Here is a 16,884-nt window from a genome sequence, read left to right on the forward strand (position 1 = left end):
TAAAAAGTAGCGCTTGATTTTAGGAATTATAATAAATGAGCGAAAAGAAAAAAATTGCAGTAATTGATGATGATGAAGTTTTCCAACTGATTATCAAGAAGCAAATCGAAATGAAAAATATCGAGTGCGATATCCTGAACTTTTATAATGGTCAGGAGGCGATTGATTTTTTCAAAAAACTCGAAACGGAGGGAGCTAATGGAAGTGTGCCAGATTTGGTCATGCTCGATGTGAATATGCCTGTTAAAGATGGTTGGGCCTTTTTGGAAGACTATGCGCACATCTCTGATTCGATCAAGAGTAAGATAAGCCTATATATGGTGACCTCATCTGTTATCCAATCTGATATTGATAGAGCGGAGAATAATAACGATATTGTAGGCTTTGTAAGTAAGCCTCTGACCAATGAGCGTTTAGAAGAAATTTTCGCTGATTAACCCCCTACTCTTCTCTCTCAAAATAGAGCGTGTAGAAGTTCTGTTTTCGATTTTCATCGAACCCCCTTTCTATATTTTGCCGATTGCCATGTACGTAGACATGGAAGTTTTTATCTAGCTTGATGATTGAGCGTATAAAACGTTTGGTGTTTTTGATTGCTGGCTTGGATATGTCGAAGTGCTCTAGGTTCAATTCGGGCTGTTCTACCTGTTTCTTTTCTTGAAAATTCTCGAAACGTTCGATTAATTCTGGTGCCTGTAGCACTGTCTCTTGATAGTCCGATTGATCAAATTGATCATTGGCTTTTATGTAATCTATAGACTCATTTACAAAGGCGATCTTTTCTGTTTTGGTTTGGCCTGCAAAGGCTTCTTGAGCAAACTCTTGAAGATTGTTGATGATGCCTTGGGTTTGAAAATACTCGTCGTTGAATGGCTCTAGACCTAGAAAGTCATTTTGCCAGTATTGGGCATTACCTGATTTGTTGGTCTTGTCTACGATCATGGCTTGATAGCCATTGGCTTGATCCGTGTTGAAAATAATAACGCCCTTGTCGAGTTTGTTGATGCTGATACCTTCTTCGGTACTGATGTCGAAGACACCAGAGTGCCCCATGATTTTGATGTATGTGTCTTTGTTTTCAACCTTGAATATTCCTACTGCGTCTGTCACTTCATCGCCAAGTACACAGTTTTCAAAGTAAGTCACCATTACATCACCATCTTTGATGTTTTGGTTTCGAGAATGTGCATAGAGATGTTTGGCGATTTCTATAGACTTTTCATGTAGGTGATTGGGGGATTCAAAAATAGCTTTGACGAGACAAAAGACCTCGTTGTAGTCTAATGAGGTTTCGTGTGTGAACCTGAATCGTTCTTCTACTTTAAAGGCTTTGAAAAAGTATTTGACCAACAATTGATTCAAATCTCTATCTGCAATATTCAGCGCTTGTGCAGAGTTAATAAGGCCGTCATCTTCAGTGATTTTGTGGATGGCCAGTGATTTGAGTACAACTTCTGATGAAATCTCCATAGGTAATAAATAGGTATGATATGCTAGCCAAAATACATGCTATTTCCTTCTAAATCCAAATCTAGGATATAGGAGAATTAATTATTTTGGTAAGCTCCTGATTTGATGTGGTCGAGCCACGACTGATTGCCAAGGTACCAGTCTACAGTTTGTTCAAGCCCTTCTTCAAATTGAAGAGAAGGCTTCCAGCCAAGTGTCTTTGAAATTTTGGTTGAGTCAATGGCATATCTATGGTCATGACCAGCACGATCAGTGACAAAAGTGATGAGGGCTTCGCAGCTACCACTTGTCCGATCGAGTTTTTTGTCCATGATTTTGCATAGTAATCGAACCAAGTCGATATTTTTCCACTCGTTGAATCCGCCAATGTTGTAAGTTTCCCCTACTCTCCCCTGATGAAAAATCACATCGATTGCTGTCACGTGATCATGCACAAAGAGCCAGTCTCTTATGTTTTCACCTTTTCCATATACTGGCAGGGGGTTGCCGTCTATTATGTTTTGGATACAGACCGGAATTAGCTTTTCTGGAAATTGGTTAGGGCCGTAATTGTTGGAGCAATTCGAGATCACTACAGGAAGCTTGTAGGTGTTGTTATAGGCCCTGACGAAATGATCTGAACTGGCTTTGGATGCGGAGTATGGAGACTGTGGATCATATGGGGTGGTTTCATAAAAGAACTCACCATCCTCTAAAGAGCCATAGACTTCATCAGTAGAAATGTGATAGAATAATTTGCCTGTTTCTTCACCCTTCCAGGCTTTTTTGCAGGCATTCAGTAGATTGACCGTGCCAATGATATTCGTATTCACAAACGCTAGAGGGTCTTCAATTGATCGATCCACATGCGACTCGGCTGCTAAATGAATGACAGCATCAAAAGCATGTGTATCGAAGAGGTTTGTGATAAATGCTGCATCGCAGATATCTCCTTTGATAAAGGTGTAGTTTTGGGTGTCTTCTACCTCTTTGAGATTTTCGAGATTTCCGGCATAAGTAAGGAGATCTAGGTTGAAGATTTGATAGCTAGGATACTGGCGGACGAAATATTTAACTACATGTGATCCTATAAAGCCCGCGCCGCCAGTAATTAATATTTTCCTATCCATCTCGATTACTTTTTTAAGGTTTTTTGCCAATTCCAAGCATCTAGTAAAGATTGCTCTAAGCTTATTTTGGCCTCCCACCCTAGGAGTTCTTTAGATTTTTTTGCATCCGCATATACGGCCTCTACATCACCATCTCTTCTTTTTCCGATGGAATAATTGAGCTTCTGTTCACTTACTTTTTCGAAAGCAGAGATGAGTTCGAGTACGGTGTTGCCATTGCCTGTGCCAATATTTACCGCCTCGCAAGTGCCTTCTTTTTTGTTGATCAAAAACTCAAGCGCCTTAATGTGGGCTTTTGCCAAATCGGTGACGTGGATAAAGTCCCTCACACAGCTGCCGTCTTTGGTGTTGTAGTCGTTGCCGAATACAGTTAGGCTTTCTCTGATGCCAGCCGCTGTCTGCGTGATGAATGGAACCAAATTGCTAGGAATGCCTAGCGGCAGTTCTCCAATGAGAGAAGTACTGTGTGCACCTATTGGGTTGAAATACCTTAATAAGATGGCTTTGTACGCGGGGTCAGCAGCAAATAAATCTTGAATAATTTTTTCGCAAATGATCTTGGTTGTTCCATATGGAGATTCTGCACTTTTAATCTGAGCAGACTCATTTACAGGCAAGTGGTCAGGAGTACCATAGACCGTGCAAGACGAAGAAAAAACCAAGTTGGAGCAGTTGTGCTTCTGAGTGGTTTCAAGAATAGCGGTAAGGCCTCCTAGATTATTTTCGTAATATTTGAGTGGCTCCGAGACAGATTCTCCTACGGCTTTGTGCGCAGCAAAATGGATAACTCCACCGATCGCATGCGTCGTAAAGATCTGATTCAGCAATTCTTTGTCTCTACAATCGCCTTCGTAGAAGGTGATCGATTGCTCAACGATTTTTTCTATCCGCTCTTTTATCCAAACTTCAGAATTGCCTAGGTTGTCTATGACGATAGGGGTGAATCCTGCATTTATTAGCTCTACACAGGTGTGCGAGCCGATAAATCCAAGTCCGCCTGTTACAAGAATGTTGCTCATATTAATTATTTACAGTCGCTCTACCGATGCTGTGGTAGGTGTAGCCAAGTTCAGCCATTGTTTCTGTGTTGTATAAGTTTCTCCCGTCGAAGATTAATTTATTCTTGAGTGCGCTGTCTAATTTTCCGAAGTCAGGTGTACGGAATACAGGCCATTCAGTCATGATTAACAAAGCGTCAGTGCCTTGGGCTGCATCGTATTCATCTTTACAGAATTCGATTTCATTCCCAAAAATTTCTTTTACATTTTCCATTGCCTCTGGGTCATAGGTTTTGATTTTAGCACCAGCGGCGAGAAGTTCTTTGATGTTGACCAAAGAAGGTGCTTCTCTGATATCGTCAGTATATGGCTTAAAAGCCAATCCCCAAACGGCGAAAGTTTTTCCAGACAAATCTCCATTGAAATGGGTTTTGATTCTGTCGATCAGTTTCATCTTTTGAGACTCGTTTTTGCTCATTACGGCGGTTAGAATTTCGAAGTCGTAATTTACTTCTTTAGCTGATTTTGCTAAAGCTTGTACGTCTTTTGGAAAACAGCTTCCACCATATCCGATACCTGCAAACAAGAATCGCTTGCCGATACGAGAATCGGTACCAACGCCTTTTCTTACCATGTCTACATCAGCTCCCACCAGTTCGCACATGTTGGCGATCTCGTTCATGAATGTGATCTTGGTGGCAAGGAATGAATTGGCTGCATATTTAGTGAGCTCTGCTGACTTTTCGTCCATTACGATGATTGGATTTCCTTGCCGCACGAGTGGTGCATACAAGTTGTCCATTATTTTTTTCGCTCTTTCCGATGAAGTTCCGATTACTACACGATCAGGTTTCATGAAGTCGTCCAAGGCTACCCCTTCTCTCAAAAATTCAGGATTTGACACTACGTCGAATTCTACTTTGGCTCCTTTTTGGATGTTGGCTCTGACCTTTTCGGCCGTACCTACTGGGACAGTGCTTTTGTCTACAATGACAGTATATTCGTCTAGAAGAGGGCCTAATTCATTGGCTACGCCTAGGATGTATTTTAAATCTGCAGATCCGTCTTCGCCAGGAGGAGTAGGAAGGGCAAGGAAAATGATTTTGGCACCTTTAATCCCTTCGGATAGGCTTGTAGTGAACTCTAGCCTGCCTTGTTTGATGTTTCTTTCAAAAAGTAAGTCAAGACCAGGCTCGTAAATAGGCATGATTTTGTTCTTGAGCTTTTCGACCTTTTTTTTGTCGATATCTATACAAGTAACGTGATTACCTGTTTCGGCAAAACATGTACCCGTTACCAATCCAACGTATCCAGTTCCTACAACAGCTATTTTCATATCTTATGTCAATTTTTTAAAGGCGCAAATCTAAATGGGAATGGGGTTAAAAACCAGAAGCATTTGCATATTAATGGTATGCACTTGTTTGCGCAGGATCAAATGAGGAATATAGAGTGCCCTAGGGAGATGTTGAAAAGCAGATGAAAATAATATGCATACGTGATATTTATTAGCGAATAAATATTTTAATATTGCTATTAACTATTGATAACCAACTAGATAAGATGAGTAATATTAGCGAAAATACGCCAGAATTTGTGGCTGAAAACTGCAAGATGATCAAGGATATGATCCGCGATTTGTGTGATAAAGAAATTCGTCCATATATGGCGCAATGGGATGAGGCACAAGAGTTTCCTATTCCTCTGTTTAGAAAATTGGGTGAATTGGGTTTGATGGGTGTATTAGTACCACATGCGTATGGTGGTTCTGGGTTTGGTTATCACGAATATGTGACAGTGGTTTCGGAAATAGCGAAAGTAGATGGATCTATAGGGTTGTCGGTGGCCGCGCATAATTCCCTTTGTACAGGGCATATTATGAGTTTTGGCAATGAAGAGCAAAAGAAAAAGTGGTTGCCGAAACTAGCGAGTGGTGAGTGGATTGGTGCTTGGGGGCTCACAGAGCCAAACACAGGATCAGATGCAGGCAATATGAAGACCACTGCAGTGAAAGATGGTGATCATTGGGTGCTCAACGGCACTAAGAATTTCATCACCCATGGGATTTCAGGAGACGTGGCGGTGGTCATGACAAGAACTGGTGAGCCTGGTGATTCTCACGGGATGACAGCTTTTGTAGTGGAGCGAGGGACGCCAGGGTTTAGTGGAGGCAAGAAAGAGAACAAATTGGGAATGCGAGCTTCAGAAACTGCCGAAATGATTTTTGACAATTGTCGTGTGCCTAAAGAGAATTTATTGGGAGAAGTAGGAGAAGGGTTTGTGCAAGCACTTAAAATATTGGATGGTGGACGTATTTCAATTGCAGCTTTGGGATTGGGAATAGCACAAGGCGCCCTTGATGCTGCTGTGGCTTACGCTCAAGAAAGGCAACAATTCAATCAATCTATTGCTAAGTTTCAGGGGATATCATTCAAGATTGCAGATATGGCTACCCAGGTGATGGCCTCTAGGTTGCTGATCAAAGAAGCGGCAGAGCTGAAGAACCAAGGCAAAAATGTGAATCGCGAATCAGCCATGGCCAAACTCCATTCTTCGGAAACAGCCGTTAGCGTGGCTAATGATGCAGTGCAGGTGTTTGGGGGGTATGGCTATGTAAAAGATTTTCCTGTAGAGAAGTTTTATAGAGATGCTAAGTTGTGCACCATAGGTGAAGGGACTTCTGAGATTCAAAAACTGGTAATCTCAAGAACCTTATTTGATAAGTAGAATAAATTAATTAAGATAATTACGAAAACGGGTTGTGAATTAGCAACACTTAGCATAAATTTGCAGCCCGTTTAAAAATAGAAGATAATGTTGATTATTAACGTAAAAGAAAACGAATCGATTGATAGAGCGCTTAAGAGATTCAAAAAGAAGTTTGAAAAAACTGGAGTTTTGAAGCAATTAAGATCTAGAACTGCGTTCGAAAAACCTTCTGTAACAAGAAGAACTCAATTGATCAAAGCGGCCTACAAGCAGAAAATGTACGCCAAAGAAAACTATTAATATCAGTAGTTTTTGTGCTTGGTTTTTTATAAGTTAGTATAGCCTTATACCTAAGGTTATACTAATGATAAAACCATTCCTAAAATACCTCCTGCAAGAAAAAAGATACAGTACGCATACTGTGTCTGCTTATGAAACTGATCTTCTTCAGTTTCAAGATTATTTGGAATGTATTGATAATGAATGGGCACTCGAGGAAGCGAATCACAAGATGCTTCGCGCTTGGGTTGTGTCCTTGATAGAGGCAGATATAAACCCCAGATCTGTCAACAGGAAGATTGCGTCCTTGCGATCTTTTTATAAGTTCTTGCTTAAGCGAGAAGTTATTGCTCAAAATCCCGCCACTAAAATTCGTCCACTAAAAACGGCGAAATCTCTGCCTGAGTTTGTGCTCAAGGATGAGATGGATACGCTGCTCGACCGAATAGAATTTCCCGATGGCTTTGAGGGCTCCCGAGATAAGTTAATTATTGAGTTGCTATATGGTACAGGTATGCGCTTATCCGAATTGATTCATTTGAAGACGTCGGACGTCGATTATTTTAATCAGAGCATTAAAGTACTAGGAAAAAGAAACAAAGAAAGAATTATTCCTTTGACTTTAGACAACATCAGGCTTATTGAAGCGTATGTTGAATTAAAGGAACCAGTAGGAGTAAGCGAAGACTGGCTGCTCACTACAGACAAAGGAAAAAAGTGCTACCCAATGATGGTGTATAGAATCGTACAGAAGTATTTGGGATACATTTCTAAAGTGTATAAGAAGAGTCCTCATGTGTTGCGTCATACCTATGCGACACATTTATTGAACAATGGCGCAGATTTAAATGCGGTCAAAGATTTACTGGGACATTCCAGTTTGGCTGCTACACAGGTCTACACGCACAATTCTTTGGATAAGTTGAAGTCTGTTTTTGATCAAGCTCACCCAAAGGCCTAAATTTTTTTCAAACATTAAATATTAATCTTATGAAGTTACAGTTTCATTCCCTTCATTTTGACGTAGATCAAAAATTGGTTGATTTTATTCAAAAGAAAGTAGACAAATTAGAAACGTTTTATGATAGGATCATTGACGGGGAAGTAATCTTGAAGGTTGAAAAAGACGATGCAAGAGATAATAAGATTGTAGAAATCAAATTGAATGTCCCTGGTGCACAGGTGTTTTCAAAGGAGCAGGCAAAGTCGTTTGAAGCAGGTGCTGATGAGGCTGTAGAATCTCTAAGAAGGCAATTGAAAAAACGAAAAGAGAAGCAATTAGCCCATTAAGGCGAATCAGAGCATATATTTACAACCCTGACAGTTTTCATTGTCAGGGTTTTTTAATGCCCTATTTATCCATGCCAACCACTATCTTTGTTTTATGCAAAACCATTATTTATCGGTTTTAGAACTTGCTCCAGGAGCTACAAAAACGGAGGTCAAGTCTGCTTATAGACAACTGTCGAAACGCTACCACCCAGATGTAAGCAAAGATGAAAATGCCAGAGAGAAGTTTATTGAAATTAATGAGGCATATAAATTTTTGACAGCGGTAGGACCAAGACCTGTCCATATTGCCCCATCTGCCTCCGCTTATGATTACGATGCCCAAAGTGATGCTTATGATGGGTGGCGACGAATGGCTAAAGAATATGCGCGAAAACAGGCGCAGGAAGCAATCAGGCGGCAGCAGCGGCTTACCAAGTCCTTGCTCAAAGGTTTTGATCTGGTATTGTTGATTGTCGTTTTGTTTAACCTCGTGCTATTGGTAGACAGCCATTTGCCGCTGGTGGCTACTACACATCAGGAAATGACAGATACACAAATCCTTAAATACCAAAACGCATACTACGATATTCTTGAAGTGGATGATTATGTGTTTTACCTCAAAGGAGGCGTTTTGAAAGACCTACGTGGAGGCAGGTATGAGAAAGCAGTGGTGTATGCTACGCCGTGGCTGGACAAGCCGCAAGCGTTGGATTTGGACATGGGCAGACGAGTATACCAGTTTGTGCAATATGCAGGGGTCTACGGATTCTTCTCGTTTTTTATTCAAACCATACTGCTACTTGCGCTCATTTATAAGGTATGGGTTCGATCTTTAGATAGTCAGTTGAGTGTGTCGATTTGTATTCTCTTCCTTGCAGTTTTTCAGTTGTTTCTATTTTCCACTTATTAGTGCTTTTGACTTGCGTCACTCATTTTGTAGGGTTACTTATTGGGATACCAATTGACCAGTCTTACTTCTATCTGATCAGAGCTTACGCTGATGAGTCTTTTGAAGCCCTCTACGTCGCTAAGCCCACCTTTTCCGCGATAGTGGTAAGGATAAACCACTTTTGGTTTGAAGGCGAGTGCAGCATCTGCGGCCGATTCAATAGTCATAGTATAAGGTAGATTCATGCAGATAAAAGCCACATCGATATTTTTCAGGGCTCTCATTTCGACTATGTCTTCAGTGTCTCCTGAGATATAAATGCGCTTACCAGCGATATTGAGTACATAGCCATTGCCTCTGCCTTTGGGGTGGCGAGATGTGGAATCTTCTGGCAAATTGTACATAGGGATGGCTTCTATTTCTATTGCCGCCACAGTTGTTTTTTGCCCATTAGACAATGGTTGTAGGTTTTGAAAGGCTGACCCTAGCTTAGTAATGACTGCTTCGGGAGCAATGATTGGGGTGTTTTGAGCGGAGATGCCATTTAACGTCTCTGTATTTAAATGATCTCCATGAATATCTGTAATCAGAATCAAAGTAGCCGAATCGATATTTTCAAAGGCTGTCTGTCCACCATAAGGATCTATATAGATCATCTGGTCTTGGTAAGAGATAGCCATAGCTGCATGGAGGATGGGGTAGATTTTGATATCTCCTGAATCTGTAGCAATGATTTCTGGGGTAGGTTGGGCCGATGAAACAAACCTTATAAAAATTAATAGGAGGAGAAGAAATACGTTCTTTTTCATAGAGAGGATGATTCGTTGCATTAAAAATAGGCAATAGAATGAACTTTTTAATGCAAAATGGTTAAATGACTGTTGTTATGTCGTTGTTTAAAACAACTCCATTTGGTTGTCGTCGGTAATACGCCTGAAGAGCTTTAAATCAAACGGATGTTTTTCTAATCCTAGTTTGTATTTGCGCTTGGCCAGGGCAAACATCTGATGTATCTGATTGGAGAGCTCTCCCTCGCCTTGCATTCTGGTTTTGAACCTGCTGTCGTTGAGTTTGCCGCCGTGGAGCTCTTTGATTTGGTTGAGCACTTTCTCGGCCCTGTCGGGAAAATTCTTTTCGATCCAATCGGTAAAAATTTCTGGTATGATGCCATTGAGTCTCACGATGGTATAGCCTATGTCTGTGGCACCATTTTCGGCTACTTTCTCCGCTAGCTTCATGATTTCCATGCTGTTGACCGAAGGAATGATAGGAGCCATCATGACCATGGTGGGTACGCCTGCTTCTGAGAGGGTTCGGATAGCGTTGAGGCGGACACCTACGGCACTGGTTCGGGGTTCGAGTAGGCTGCGGGTTTTTTCGTTGAGAGAGGTGAGCGAAATGGCGACTTTTACTAGTTTTAGTTTGGCTAGTTCGCTGAGGATATCCAAGTCGCGCAGTATCATGGCATTTTTTGTAATGACTCCTATGGGGTGTCGGTATTTTAGGCATAAGGCGAGTATCGATCGGGTAATTTCGAGCTTTCGCTCGATGGGCTGGTAGCAATCAGTATTGCCCGATAGCATGATGGGTACTGGGCGCCACGACTTGGATTTGAATTTATCACGGAGTAGATCTACTGCGTTGGCTTTGACAAGAATCTTGGTTTCGAAGTCTGTGCCTGCACTGTAGCCCCAGTATTCGTGCGAGTTTCTAGCATAGCAGTAGATACATCCGTGTTCACATCCCTGATAGGGATTGAGCGAATAAGAAAATCCAATGTCAGGGCTTTCGACTTTGTTGACTATCGTCTTGGGGTGTACCGTGATGTATTCTGTTTTGGGTTTACTTTCTTTTTCCCCTGCTTGGTAAAGGTGTTGTAAAAAGGACAAGTCCTTTTCATAGCCATGCTCAAGAAAGCGATTGTCAGGGTTGATTTGTGCGCCCCTGCCTTTGATGTAGTCCATGAAGAATTAGAATTATAGCAAACGAAAATGAGAATACTAAATTACTAAAAAAATTAGTATTTGTAAGGCGGTTGGACAAAAAATGAAGTAAGGTTTTGTTGAAATATTTTGATGGAGAAACAAAGTTTATATTTTTGAGCCAAATTAAAATTCGTCTAATGTCTGGATATAAACTCATCAATTACAAAGGGAAAGAGATTCTGTATGTCGATTATAGTGGCATGCTCAAAGAAGATGTTTTGAAGACAATGGATGAAGCTACAGTGTTTGCTTTAGAGCAAAACAGACCGCTACTTCGCCTATCCAACATGACGGGTGTATTTGCAGTAACGGAAGTAGTAGAAAAGGCAAAGGAGAGCGGAAAAATCACCAATCACCTGACGATCAAAAGAGCGGCTGTGGGTATTACAGGAGCGAAAAAGGTGCTTTTCAACGCCTTTAATCGGTTTTCAGGAAATGACACCAGAGCCTTCGATTCCGTGGATGATGCCAAGGAGTGGCTGGTGATTTAAACTGAATAATTATTCCTCCCCAGATCTTTCCAACAGTTTCTGATCCATATTTTTAGTAGCCTTGGCACCAAGCTTTTTCATCTTTTCGGCACGGTTGATCAGGTTGCCTTTGCCCTCGTATAGTTTTTTGGCGGCTTCTTGATAGGTGTTTTGTGTGGTGGCTAGTTGTACGCCCACTTTTTTGATGTCTTCGGTGAAAGACACAAACTTGTCGTAGAGATTACCCCCTTCTTTAGCAATTTCTATGGCGTTTCGGTTTTGGTATTCTTGCTTCCAAATACTGGCTATGGTGCGCAAAGTAGCAATGAGTGTAGCTGGGCTTACAATGACAATATTCTTGCTGTAAGCATCATTGAATAGCTCTGCATCCTTTTGCACGGCCAACGAAAATGCGGGTTCTATAGGGATAAATAGCAACACAAAATCGAGTCCTTCTACGTCATATAGGCTCTGGTAATTTTTCTCACTCAGGCCTTTGATGTGAGCGCGTAGGGAGATCAAATGTGCTTTGATCTGTTTTTCTTTTTCTTCTTTGTCGTCTGTATTGGCGTATCGTTCATAGGCGATCAGCGATACCTTGGAATCCACGATGATGCTTTTGTCGTCTGGGAGTTTGACCACCACATCGGGTTGGTAGCGGTTGCCCTCGTCGTCGGCAAATGATTGTTGTACAAAATACTCACGTTGTTTTTCTAGGCCGGATTTTTCTAGGATGCTTTCTAGGATAAACTCGCCCCAGTTGCCTTGTGCTTTGGTGTCGCCTTTGAGTGCTTTGACTAGGTTTTCGGCTTCTTTGGTGATTTTTTGGTTTAGTTCTTTGAAACCAGCGATTTGTTCTTTTAGAGCCGAATTACGTGCTATATTTTCTTTGTTGGTTTCATCTACTTTCTTTTCGAAAGACATGATTTTTTCGCCTAGTGGTTTGAGGAGCTGATCTACCTGTTCTTTATTGTGAGTGGCGAATTTCTTACTGTTTTCTTCGAGGATCTCATTGGCCATGTTTTTGAATTCGGCTGTGAATTTTTCTCGGATCTGGTTGAGCTCTTCTTTTTGGGTCTCGAGCGTCTCTTGTAGGTTTTTGTGGTCAGATTCTAAGCGACTGTGCTGGTTGCTGAGCTGCATTAGTTTTTCTCTTTCGGCACGCAGTTCGTCATTCATGTCTTTCATATTGCTATTCAATGACTGCGATCGTTCGATTTCCATTTTGAGTTGGATTTCCAATTCTTTGGCTTTGATCTGATCCTCGCCATTTTGAGCATTTTGAAATTTAGATTTGGCAACTAGCCAAGTTGCCCCAGCGCCAAGGAAGACGCCTGTGAAGAGATATATGAAGTGAAAGGTTTCCATAAAACAAAACTAGGTATTGAGAATGGAATGTTGATGGTTAGCGTGTATTTTAGTTCAGTAATGAATAGAACCATTTATACTTTCTGGGAACCAAGGAGTAATATGACGCCCTATCTTTCGCTTTGTATGGATACTTGGAGACAGCACACGCAGGGATTCGAGCATATTATATTGGATTATTCAAACTTGTTTGAATATATCCCAGAAGGCTCAGTCAATATAGATAAAGTGAAACATATTTCTTTGGCCCTTCAAAAGGATGTTATTCAAGCTACGGTGCTCAAATACAATGGGGGTATTTTTATAGACGCAGATATGATTTTCACAGGTGATTTGAATGAGCTGCTTGCACCACTTACTGAATATGACGTGGTAACTTTTTCCTCTCACTTGGCTTTTATGATGGCAAAGCCTAATGCTCAACTTATCAATGAATGGTATGAAGAAGTGACTAATAGGATAGATCTACTGACTGTTGATATGCAGGTGAATTGGGATTATTTTGGGAATCAGATTGTGAATAAAAAGCTAAAGAATTCAAAGTATAAGTCATTGAAGTTGGATAAATACATTAGTGCTTTTACTCCTGAGATAAATTATTACGCTAACATAGGCTCTGTGATGAGAATGTATGACAACTTTTGGTTTTCTACGACAATCTCAACATCCCAAGTTTTTTTTGAAAACCAGACGATCATTGCCCTTCATAATTCTTGGACACCCCAGTGGTATAAGAGATTGTCGAAAGAAGAGATATTAAACCATCCTTGTCTTATGTCTCGTACCTTGAAAAGATTGACTACAGAAGGTCATCCTATGGTGCACAAATCTGAAACTTTTTTTAATCTCGGAGTAATTAAAATAAGCTGGTTTGTGAAGGTGCTTTTGAGAAAGATGGGAGTCAATTGAAATACTTATCTTTTAGAGAGTGAGTTTTTGAAAAAATTCGGGAGATCAAACTTGTCGAGTTTCTTTCTTCGATCCATGCTTTTTTTGATGGCTCGAATAAAATAGGGGTTTTGTATGCCTTGAGAAACATTAGTCATATTGTTATGGTGGCGTCTGTGTAGCAGGGTGACTTCACTAAGAAAATGGTAATTAATACCTTGTTCTACTATTTTGAACCAATGATCTACGTCTTCAGCATAGCGTAGGTCTACGTCGAAGCCTCCAATTTTATCAAACACGTTTTTTCTGTACAAATTTGCCCCTACATGAAAGTTGAGCATAGTCTTTTGAGCGGCATCTTCATATATTTTGATGTACATGTGATCACTCTGATCACCGAAGCATTGAATTCTGCCTGAGACGATCTCAGTATCGGGGTTTTTACGTAAGTAATCCAGTTGTATTTTTATCTTTTGATCGGGATATAAATCATCTGCATCTAAAAATCCGATAATATCACCACTTGCAGCTTCAATGCCTCGATTTCTGGCAGCAGCAGGTCCTGAATTAGCTTGCGAAATGAGTTGTATTTTGTCAAATGAGCGTGCGATTGTAATAGAATTGTCCGTGGAACCATCGTCTACAACAATGATTTCTAGATTTTCAATCTCTAGATCTATAATACTCTGAATAGCTGATGCTAAATGTTCTTCTGCATTGTAACATGGGATGATTATGCTAATGGAAAAATCTGTCATTATATTGTTGTCTTCAAAAGAGCGAATTTATCGGATTAAAAGGATATTTGTGTTCCGAGTGAAAAACTACTATAGCGTACTGAAAATGGCTTAATTAATAATGGAGAAGTGGCGTGACTTAGTTGTCAATTTTGTTGAAAAATTCATTGATCACTACCTGACGTATTTTACTGATTCGTATGAGTTGATATTGATGTTTATTTTGATCCCTTTGGTGTTGATTGTGGGAGAACGATTAACCGTGGGTTGGAAAGATTCATCTATGAGAAGGCTTTGGGAGCCAGATGACAATGCCAAAAATGATTGGGCTGGATTTTTATTCAGATACTCCATGCTCAATGAAATATTGGGATACGGTCTTTTGCTCGGAATAGCACTGTATATACCTAAGGAGATTAGATTTTACTTTGGGTATAACCTTGTGCAGCAGATTCCTTTGCCTATCGTTCAGGCAGTTATGTTTTTTATTGTTGTTGATTTTTCTGACTATTGGATCCATCGGCTTGAACACAAAAGCGAAGTGCTCTGGGAGATGCATAAAATGCACCATGCACCTACTAGGTTCAATGTAATATCTGGGCTACGGACCAATCCGCTTTCTGATGTGTCTATCAAGCGAATATTGTATGCACTTCCCTTGGCTATAGCAGGCAGTCCTGTAGAGACTTATATTGGTGTCTATTTACTTAGAAATGTCATGCTTTCTATTCAGCATTCAGAGTTTAAGTGGAGTCTGGGCTGGTTTGGGAGATATGTGCTGATTTCGCCTGTGGCGCATCGGATTCACCATAGCGTAGAAGAGGAACATTTTAATAGAAACCTAGGAACAGTTTTGGTCTGGTGGGACAAGCTGTTTGGCACTTGGTATGAGCCTGATCCCAATAATCTACCTAGGATAGGCGTAGAAGGAAATGACCTGAATCACCCGAATTATTTAGTTAATATCTACAGATCGATGAAGGCAGCTTGGTATAAATTATTTACCTAATTTTTTCTTTCTCTGGATGGATTTGAAAGCGGTTTTTATAATTATTTTGTTGATGCTGTCATCGGTGAGATGCGCATTGCTATCGTGTATTTTTTTATAGATGAGTACTTTCGGAATGTGACAATAAGTTAAGTCAAAATCGATGCAGCGAAAGAACCAATCGGTGTCTTCACTGACGCTCAATTTCGGATCATAAAATCCTATTTTGTCATATGTACTTCTTTTAACCATAAGGCTTTCCATCATAAATCCTTTGACTGGCTTGCCTAGAAGCTCTTTTCGGAACCCAAGAGGCACTACCGTATTGGCTTCTACTTGATATTCAACATCCGTAATGCAGTAATCGAGATTAGGGTTTGTCTCGAAAGCTTCTACTTGATGCTTTAGCTTGTCTGCTGCCCACTTGTCGTCGTGCGATAGAAATGTAATCAGGTTTCCATTAGCTGATTGAATACCAAAATTGTAGGCATTAGCAATGCCGTGATTGGGTTGGTGCAGTATTTGGGTTTCTGGATATCGCTGGGCAATAGTCAAGGTTTCATCATCCGAACCTCCATCTACTAGCAGTAATTCTATGTTTTTGTATGACTGATTGATGATTGACTCTAGCGCAGTAGCAAGATATTTTTCGCCGTTTTTTACTATTACTATGATTGTAACTAAAGGGAGCTTCATTTGTTTAAATAATTGTAAATGATTTCAGGGTTACGCTCAAAATCCGAGCTCAACTCTAATGTGTATGCAGGTAGTTTTTTGACTAAGTTAGATACTTTGTTGAAGGTGAGTTCGCGATTGCCTTTGAGCAATGAAATAGTGGAGGGAGCAAGTGCCAAAAGCGCATCACTAGCATCGGCCTTTATCAGTTTTCCTTTTTTGGAGCCAGTGATCTTTGGTAAAAAGATTGCATCAATCTCAAAGTTATTGGTGAGTTTGTTCGGCATGATTTCATTCAGGAATATCTGATATTTTTCGTCGTCTTTTTTGAATTTTCCTCTATGTGGTTCTAGAAATTTAAACTTTTCTAAATTTTCAAATTCTACTTTGGCTACGTTGTATAAGCTAAAAGCTTCTTTGCCATTTTCGCAATTGACAAGCATAAAGTCATCCCCTAAATATTTGAGTTCGTCATGATTGAGGCAAGATAAACAGGTCGAAGATTTACCTGACCCTCCTTTTCCTGTGAGCATTATGCCGTTGTTGCCTAATGCGATTCCGCCACTATGTACCGGTTGAATAGCTGTAGGTTCAAAATACCAATCTACTATACTTCTTAGTGGAAAGCTTCTCATCCATTGTGGGAGTGCGGTAATAGATTGTATCCAGAGGTATGCTTTTTTTTCTTTTCTGTTGAATACTCTAAGAACTCCACACCATGACTCAAAGGTTAGGATAAAGTCGTCGTCGCGATAAATTTCACCAGTAGGAGGTATTTCGTTCCATTTCCAAGAAGGGCTAGGGAGGGCTACATTTGAAGAAAGCCCTTCTAAAACAAACACTTCAAAATCATGATTGGTTGACTTTGTGAGTAGGTGAGTGAGTGCGGGCTTGTAAAAAAAATCTGTTTCATCTCCAATGAAGTGTGCGAGGAACCCCTGTCGAGCAAAATCAATTGTATGAGCGTAACATGGGCTTGCGGCTTTAGCCTTTTGATATACCACTTCTAATTGTCTGTAAAAGGCTAAGAAAGAAGATTTATTCATT

General features: G+C 40.4%; 19 protein-coding genes. 9 read left to right on the forward strand and 10 right to left on the reverse strand.

Annotated features, from left to right (window positions below; genetic code table 11):
- Window positions 1-35 precede the first annotated feature (35 nt).
- Window positions 36-437 carry a response regulator gene (locus N7E81_RS06765; RefSeq protein ID WP_263052529.1) on the forward strand — a complete coding sequence of 134 codons (402 nt, stop codon included), beginning with the start codon at window positions 36-38 and terminating at the stop codon, window positions 435-437.
- A gap of 4 nt (window positions 438-441) precedes the next feature.
- On the opposite strand, the gene N7E81_RS06770 is transcribed toward N7E81_RS06765, so the two are convergent.
- From N7E81_RS06770 to N7E81_RS06785, 4 genes are all read right to left on the reverse strand, one after another.
- Window positions 442-1,470 (reverse strand): nucleoid-associated protein, encoded by a 1,029-nt coding sequence (locus N7E81_RS06770; protein WP_263052530.1) that lies wholly within the window; start codon window positions 1,468-1,470, stop codon window positions 442-444.
- Between the two features lie 77 nt (window positions 1,471-1,547).
- On the reverse strand, window positions 1,548-2,579 hold the full coding sequence (gene rfbB / locus N7E81_RS06775) for a dTDP-glucose 4,6-dehydratase (protein ID WP_263052531.1): 1,032 nt from the start codon (window positions 2,577-2,579) through the stop codon (window positions 1,548-1,550).
- 5 nt (window positions 2,580-2,584) lie between these two features.
- Window positions 2,585-3,598 (reverse strand): UDP-glucose 4-epimerase GalE, encoded by a 1,014-nt coding sequence (galE, locus tag N7E81_RS06780; RefSeq protein WP_263052532.1) that lies wholly within the window; start codon window positions 3,596-3,598, stop codon window positions 2,585-2,587.
- A gap of 1 nt (window position 3,599) precedes the next feature.
- Complete coding sequence (locus tag N7E81_RS06785) at window positions 3,600-4,913, reverse strand: UDP-glucose dehydrogenase family protein (protein WP_263052533.1); 1,314 nt, start codon at window positions 4,911-4,913, stop codon at window positions 3,600-3,602.
- A 227-nt stretch (window positions 4,914-5,140) separates the two neighbouring features.
- On the opposite strand from N7E81_RS06785, the gene N7E81_RS06790 reads away from it, so the two are divergent.
- The 5 genes from N7E81_RS06790 (at window position 5,141) to N7E81_RS19530 (ending at window position 8,747) form a co-directional block, all read left to right on the forward strand.
- On the forward strand, window positions 5,141-6,304 hold the full coding sequence (locus N7E81_RS06790) for an acyl-CoA dehydrogenase (RefSeq protein WP_263052534.1): 1,164 nt from the start codon (window positions 5,141-5,143) through the stop codon (window positions 6,302-6,304).
- A gap of 87 nt (window positions 6,305-6,391) precedes the next feature.
- Window positions 6,392-6,586, forward strand: coding sequence for a 30S ribosomal protein S21 (gene rpsU, locus N7E81_RS06795; RefSeq protein WP_263052535.1), 195 nt, complete (start codon window positions 6,392-6,394; stop codon window positions 6,584-6,586).
- A gap of 64 nt (window positions 6,587-6,650) precedes the next feature.
- Complete coding sequence (locus tag N7E81_RS06800; protein WP_263052536.1) at window positions 6,651-7,526, forward strand: tyrosine-type recombinase/integrase; 876 nt, start codon at window positions 6,651-6,653, stop codon at window positions 7,524-7,526.
- A gap of 29 nt (window positions 7,527-7,555) precedes the next feature.
- Window positions 7,556-7,855, forward strand: coding sequence for a ribosome hibernation-promoting factor, HPF/YfiA family (gene hpf, locus N7E81_RS06805; RefSeq protein ID WP_263052537.1), 300 nt, complete (start codon window positions 7,556-7,558; stop codon window positions 7,853-7,855).
- 94 nt (window positions 7,856-7,949) lie between these two features.
- A complete protein-coding gene (locus tag N7E81_RS19530; RefSeq protein ID WP_317624068.1) occupies window positions 7,950-8,747 on the forward strand; it encodes a DnaJ domain-containing protein in 798 nt (265 codons plus the stop codon).
- 32 nt (window positions 8,748-8,779) lie between these two features.
- Here N7E81_RS19530 and N7E81_RS06815 read toward each other — a convergent pair whose 3' ends face one another.
- Window positions 8,780-9,535 (reverse strand): MBL fold metallo-hydrolase, encoded by a 756-nt coding sequence (locus N7E81_RS06815; RefSeq protein ID WP_263052538.1) that lies wholly within the window; start codon window positions 9,533-9,535, stop codon window positions 8,780-8,782.
- A gap of 87 nt (window positions 9,536-9,622) precedes the next feature.
- The gene (locus N7E81_RS06820) at window positions 9,623-10,690 is read right to left on the reverse strand and encodes a PA0069 family radical SAM protein (RefSeq protein ID WP_263052539.1); all 1,068 of its coding nucleotides are present in this window, start codon (window positions 10,688-10,690) and stop codon (window positions 9,623-9,625) included.
- Window positions 10,691-10,848: 158 nt separating this feature from the next.
- On the opposite strand from N7E81_RS06820, the gene N7E81_RS06825 reads away from it, so the two are divergent.
- Window positions 10,849-11,202 (forward strand): hypothetical protein, encoded by a 354-nt coding sequence (locus tag N7E81_RS06825; protein WP_263052540.1) that lies wholly within the window; start codon window positions 10,849-10,851, stop codon window positions 11,200-11,202.
- 9 nt (window positions 11,203-11,211) lie between these two features.
- Here the strand turns inward: N7E81_RS06825 and N7E81_RS06830 are convergent, their stop codons facing one another.
- A complete protein-coding gene (locus N7E81_RS06830; protein WP_263052541.1) occupies window positions 11,212-12,549 on the reverse strand; it encodes a DNA recombination protein RmuC in 1,338 nt (445 codons plus the stop codon).
- A 60-nt stretch (window positions 12,550-12,609) separates the two neighbouring features.
- On the opposite strand from N7E81_RS06830, the gene N7E81_RS06835 reads away from it, so the two are divergent.
- A complete protein-coding gene (locus N7E81_RS06835) occupies window positions 12,610-13,458 on the forward strand; it encodes a capsular polysaccharide synthesis protein (RefSeq protein ID WP_263052542.1) in 849 nt (282 codons plus the stop codon).
- 5 nt (window positions 13,459-13,463) lie between these two features.
- On the opposite strand, the gene N7E81_RS06840 is transcribed toward N7E81_RS06835, so the two are convergent.
- Window positions 13,464-14,195 (reverse strand): glycosyltransferase family 2 protein, encoded by a 732-nt coding sequence (locus N7E81_RS06840; RefSeq protein WP_263052543.1) that lies wholly within the window; start codon window positions 14,193-14,195, stop codon window positions 13,464-13,466.
- 100 nt (window positions 14,196-14,295) lie between these two features.
- On the opposite strand from N7E81_RS06840, the gene N7E81_RS06845 reads away from it, so the two are divergent.
- Window positions 14,296-15,183 (forward strand): sterol desaturase family protein, encoded by an 888-nt coding sequence (locus N7E81_RS06845; RefSeq protein ID WP_263052544.1) that lies wholly within the window; start codon window positions 14,296-14,298, stop codon window positions 15,181-15,183.
- Here N7E81_RS06845 and N7E81_RS06850 read toward each other — a convergent pair.
- Together N7E81_RS06850 and N7E81_RS06855 are read right to left on the reverse strand one after the other, a co-directional pair.
- Window positions 15,172-15,858: a glycosyltransferase gene (locus N7E81_RS06850; protein WP_263052545.1), complete on the reverse strand. Its 687-nt coding sequence runs from the start codon at window positions 15,856-15,858 to the stop codon at window positions 15,172-15,174. The two genes, N7E81_RS06845 and N7E81_RS06850, sit on opposite strands and share 12 nt — an antisense overlap.
- On the reverse strand, window positions 15,855-16,883 hold the full coding sequence (locus N7E81_RS06855) for a phosphoenolpyruvate carboxykinase (ATP) (RefSeq protein WP_263052546.1): 1,029 nt from the start codon (window positions 16,881-16,883) through the stop codon (window positions 15,855-15,857). The genes N7E81_RS06850 and N7E81_RS06855 overlap by 4 nt, the downstream gene beginning before the upstream one ends.
- Window position 16,884 lies beyond the last annotated feature (1 nt).

This window comes from Reichenbachiella carrageenanivorans (genome assembly GCF_025639805.1).
GTDB classification, from domain to species: domain Bacteria; phylum Bacteroidota; class Bacteroidia; order Cytophagales; family Cyclobacteriaceae; genus Reichenbachiella; species Reichenbachiella carrageenanivorans.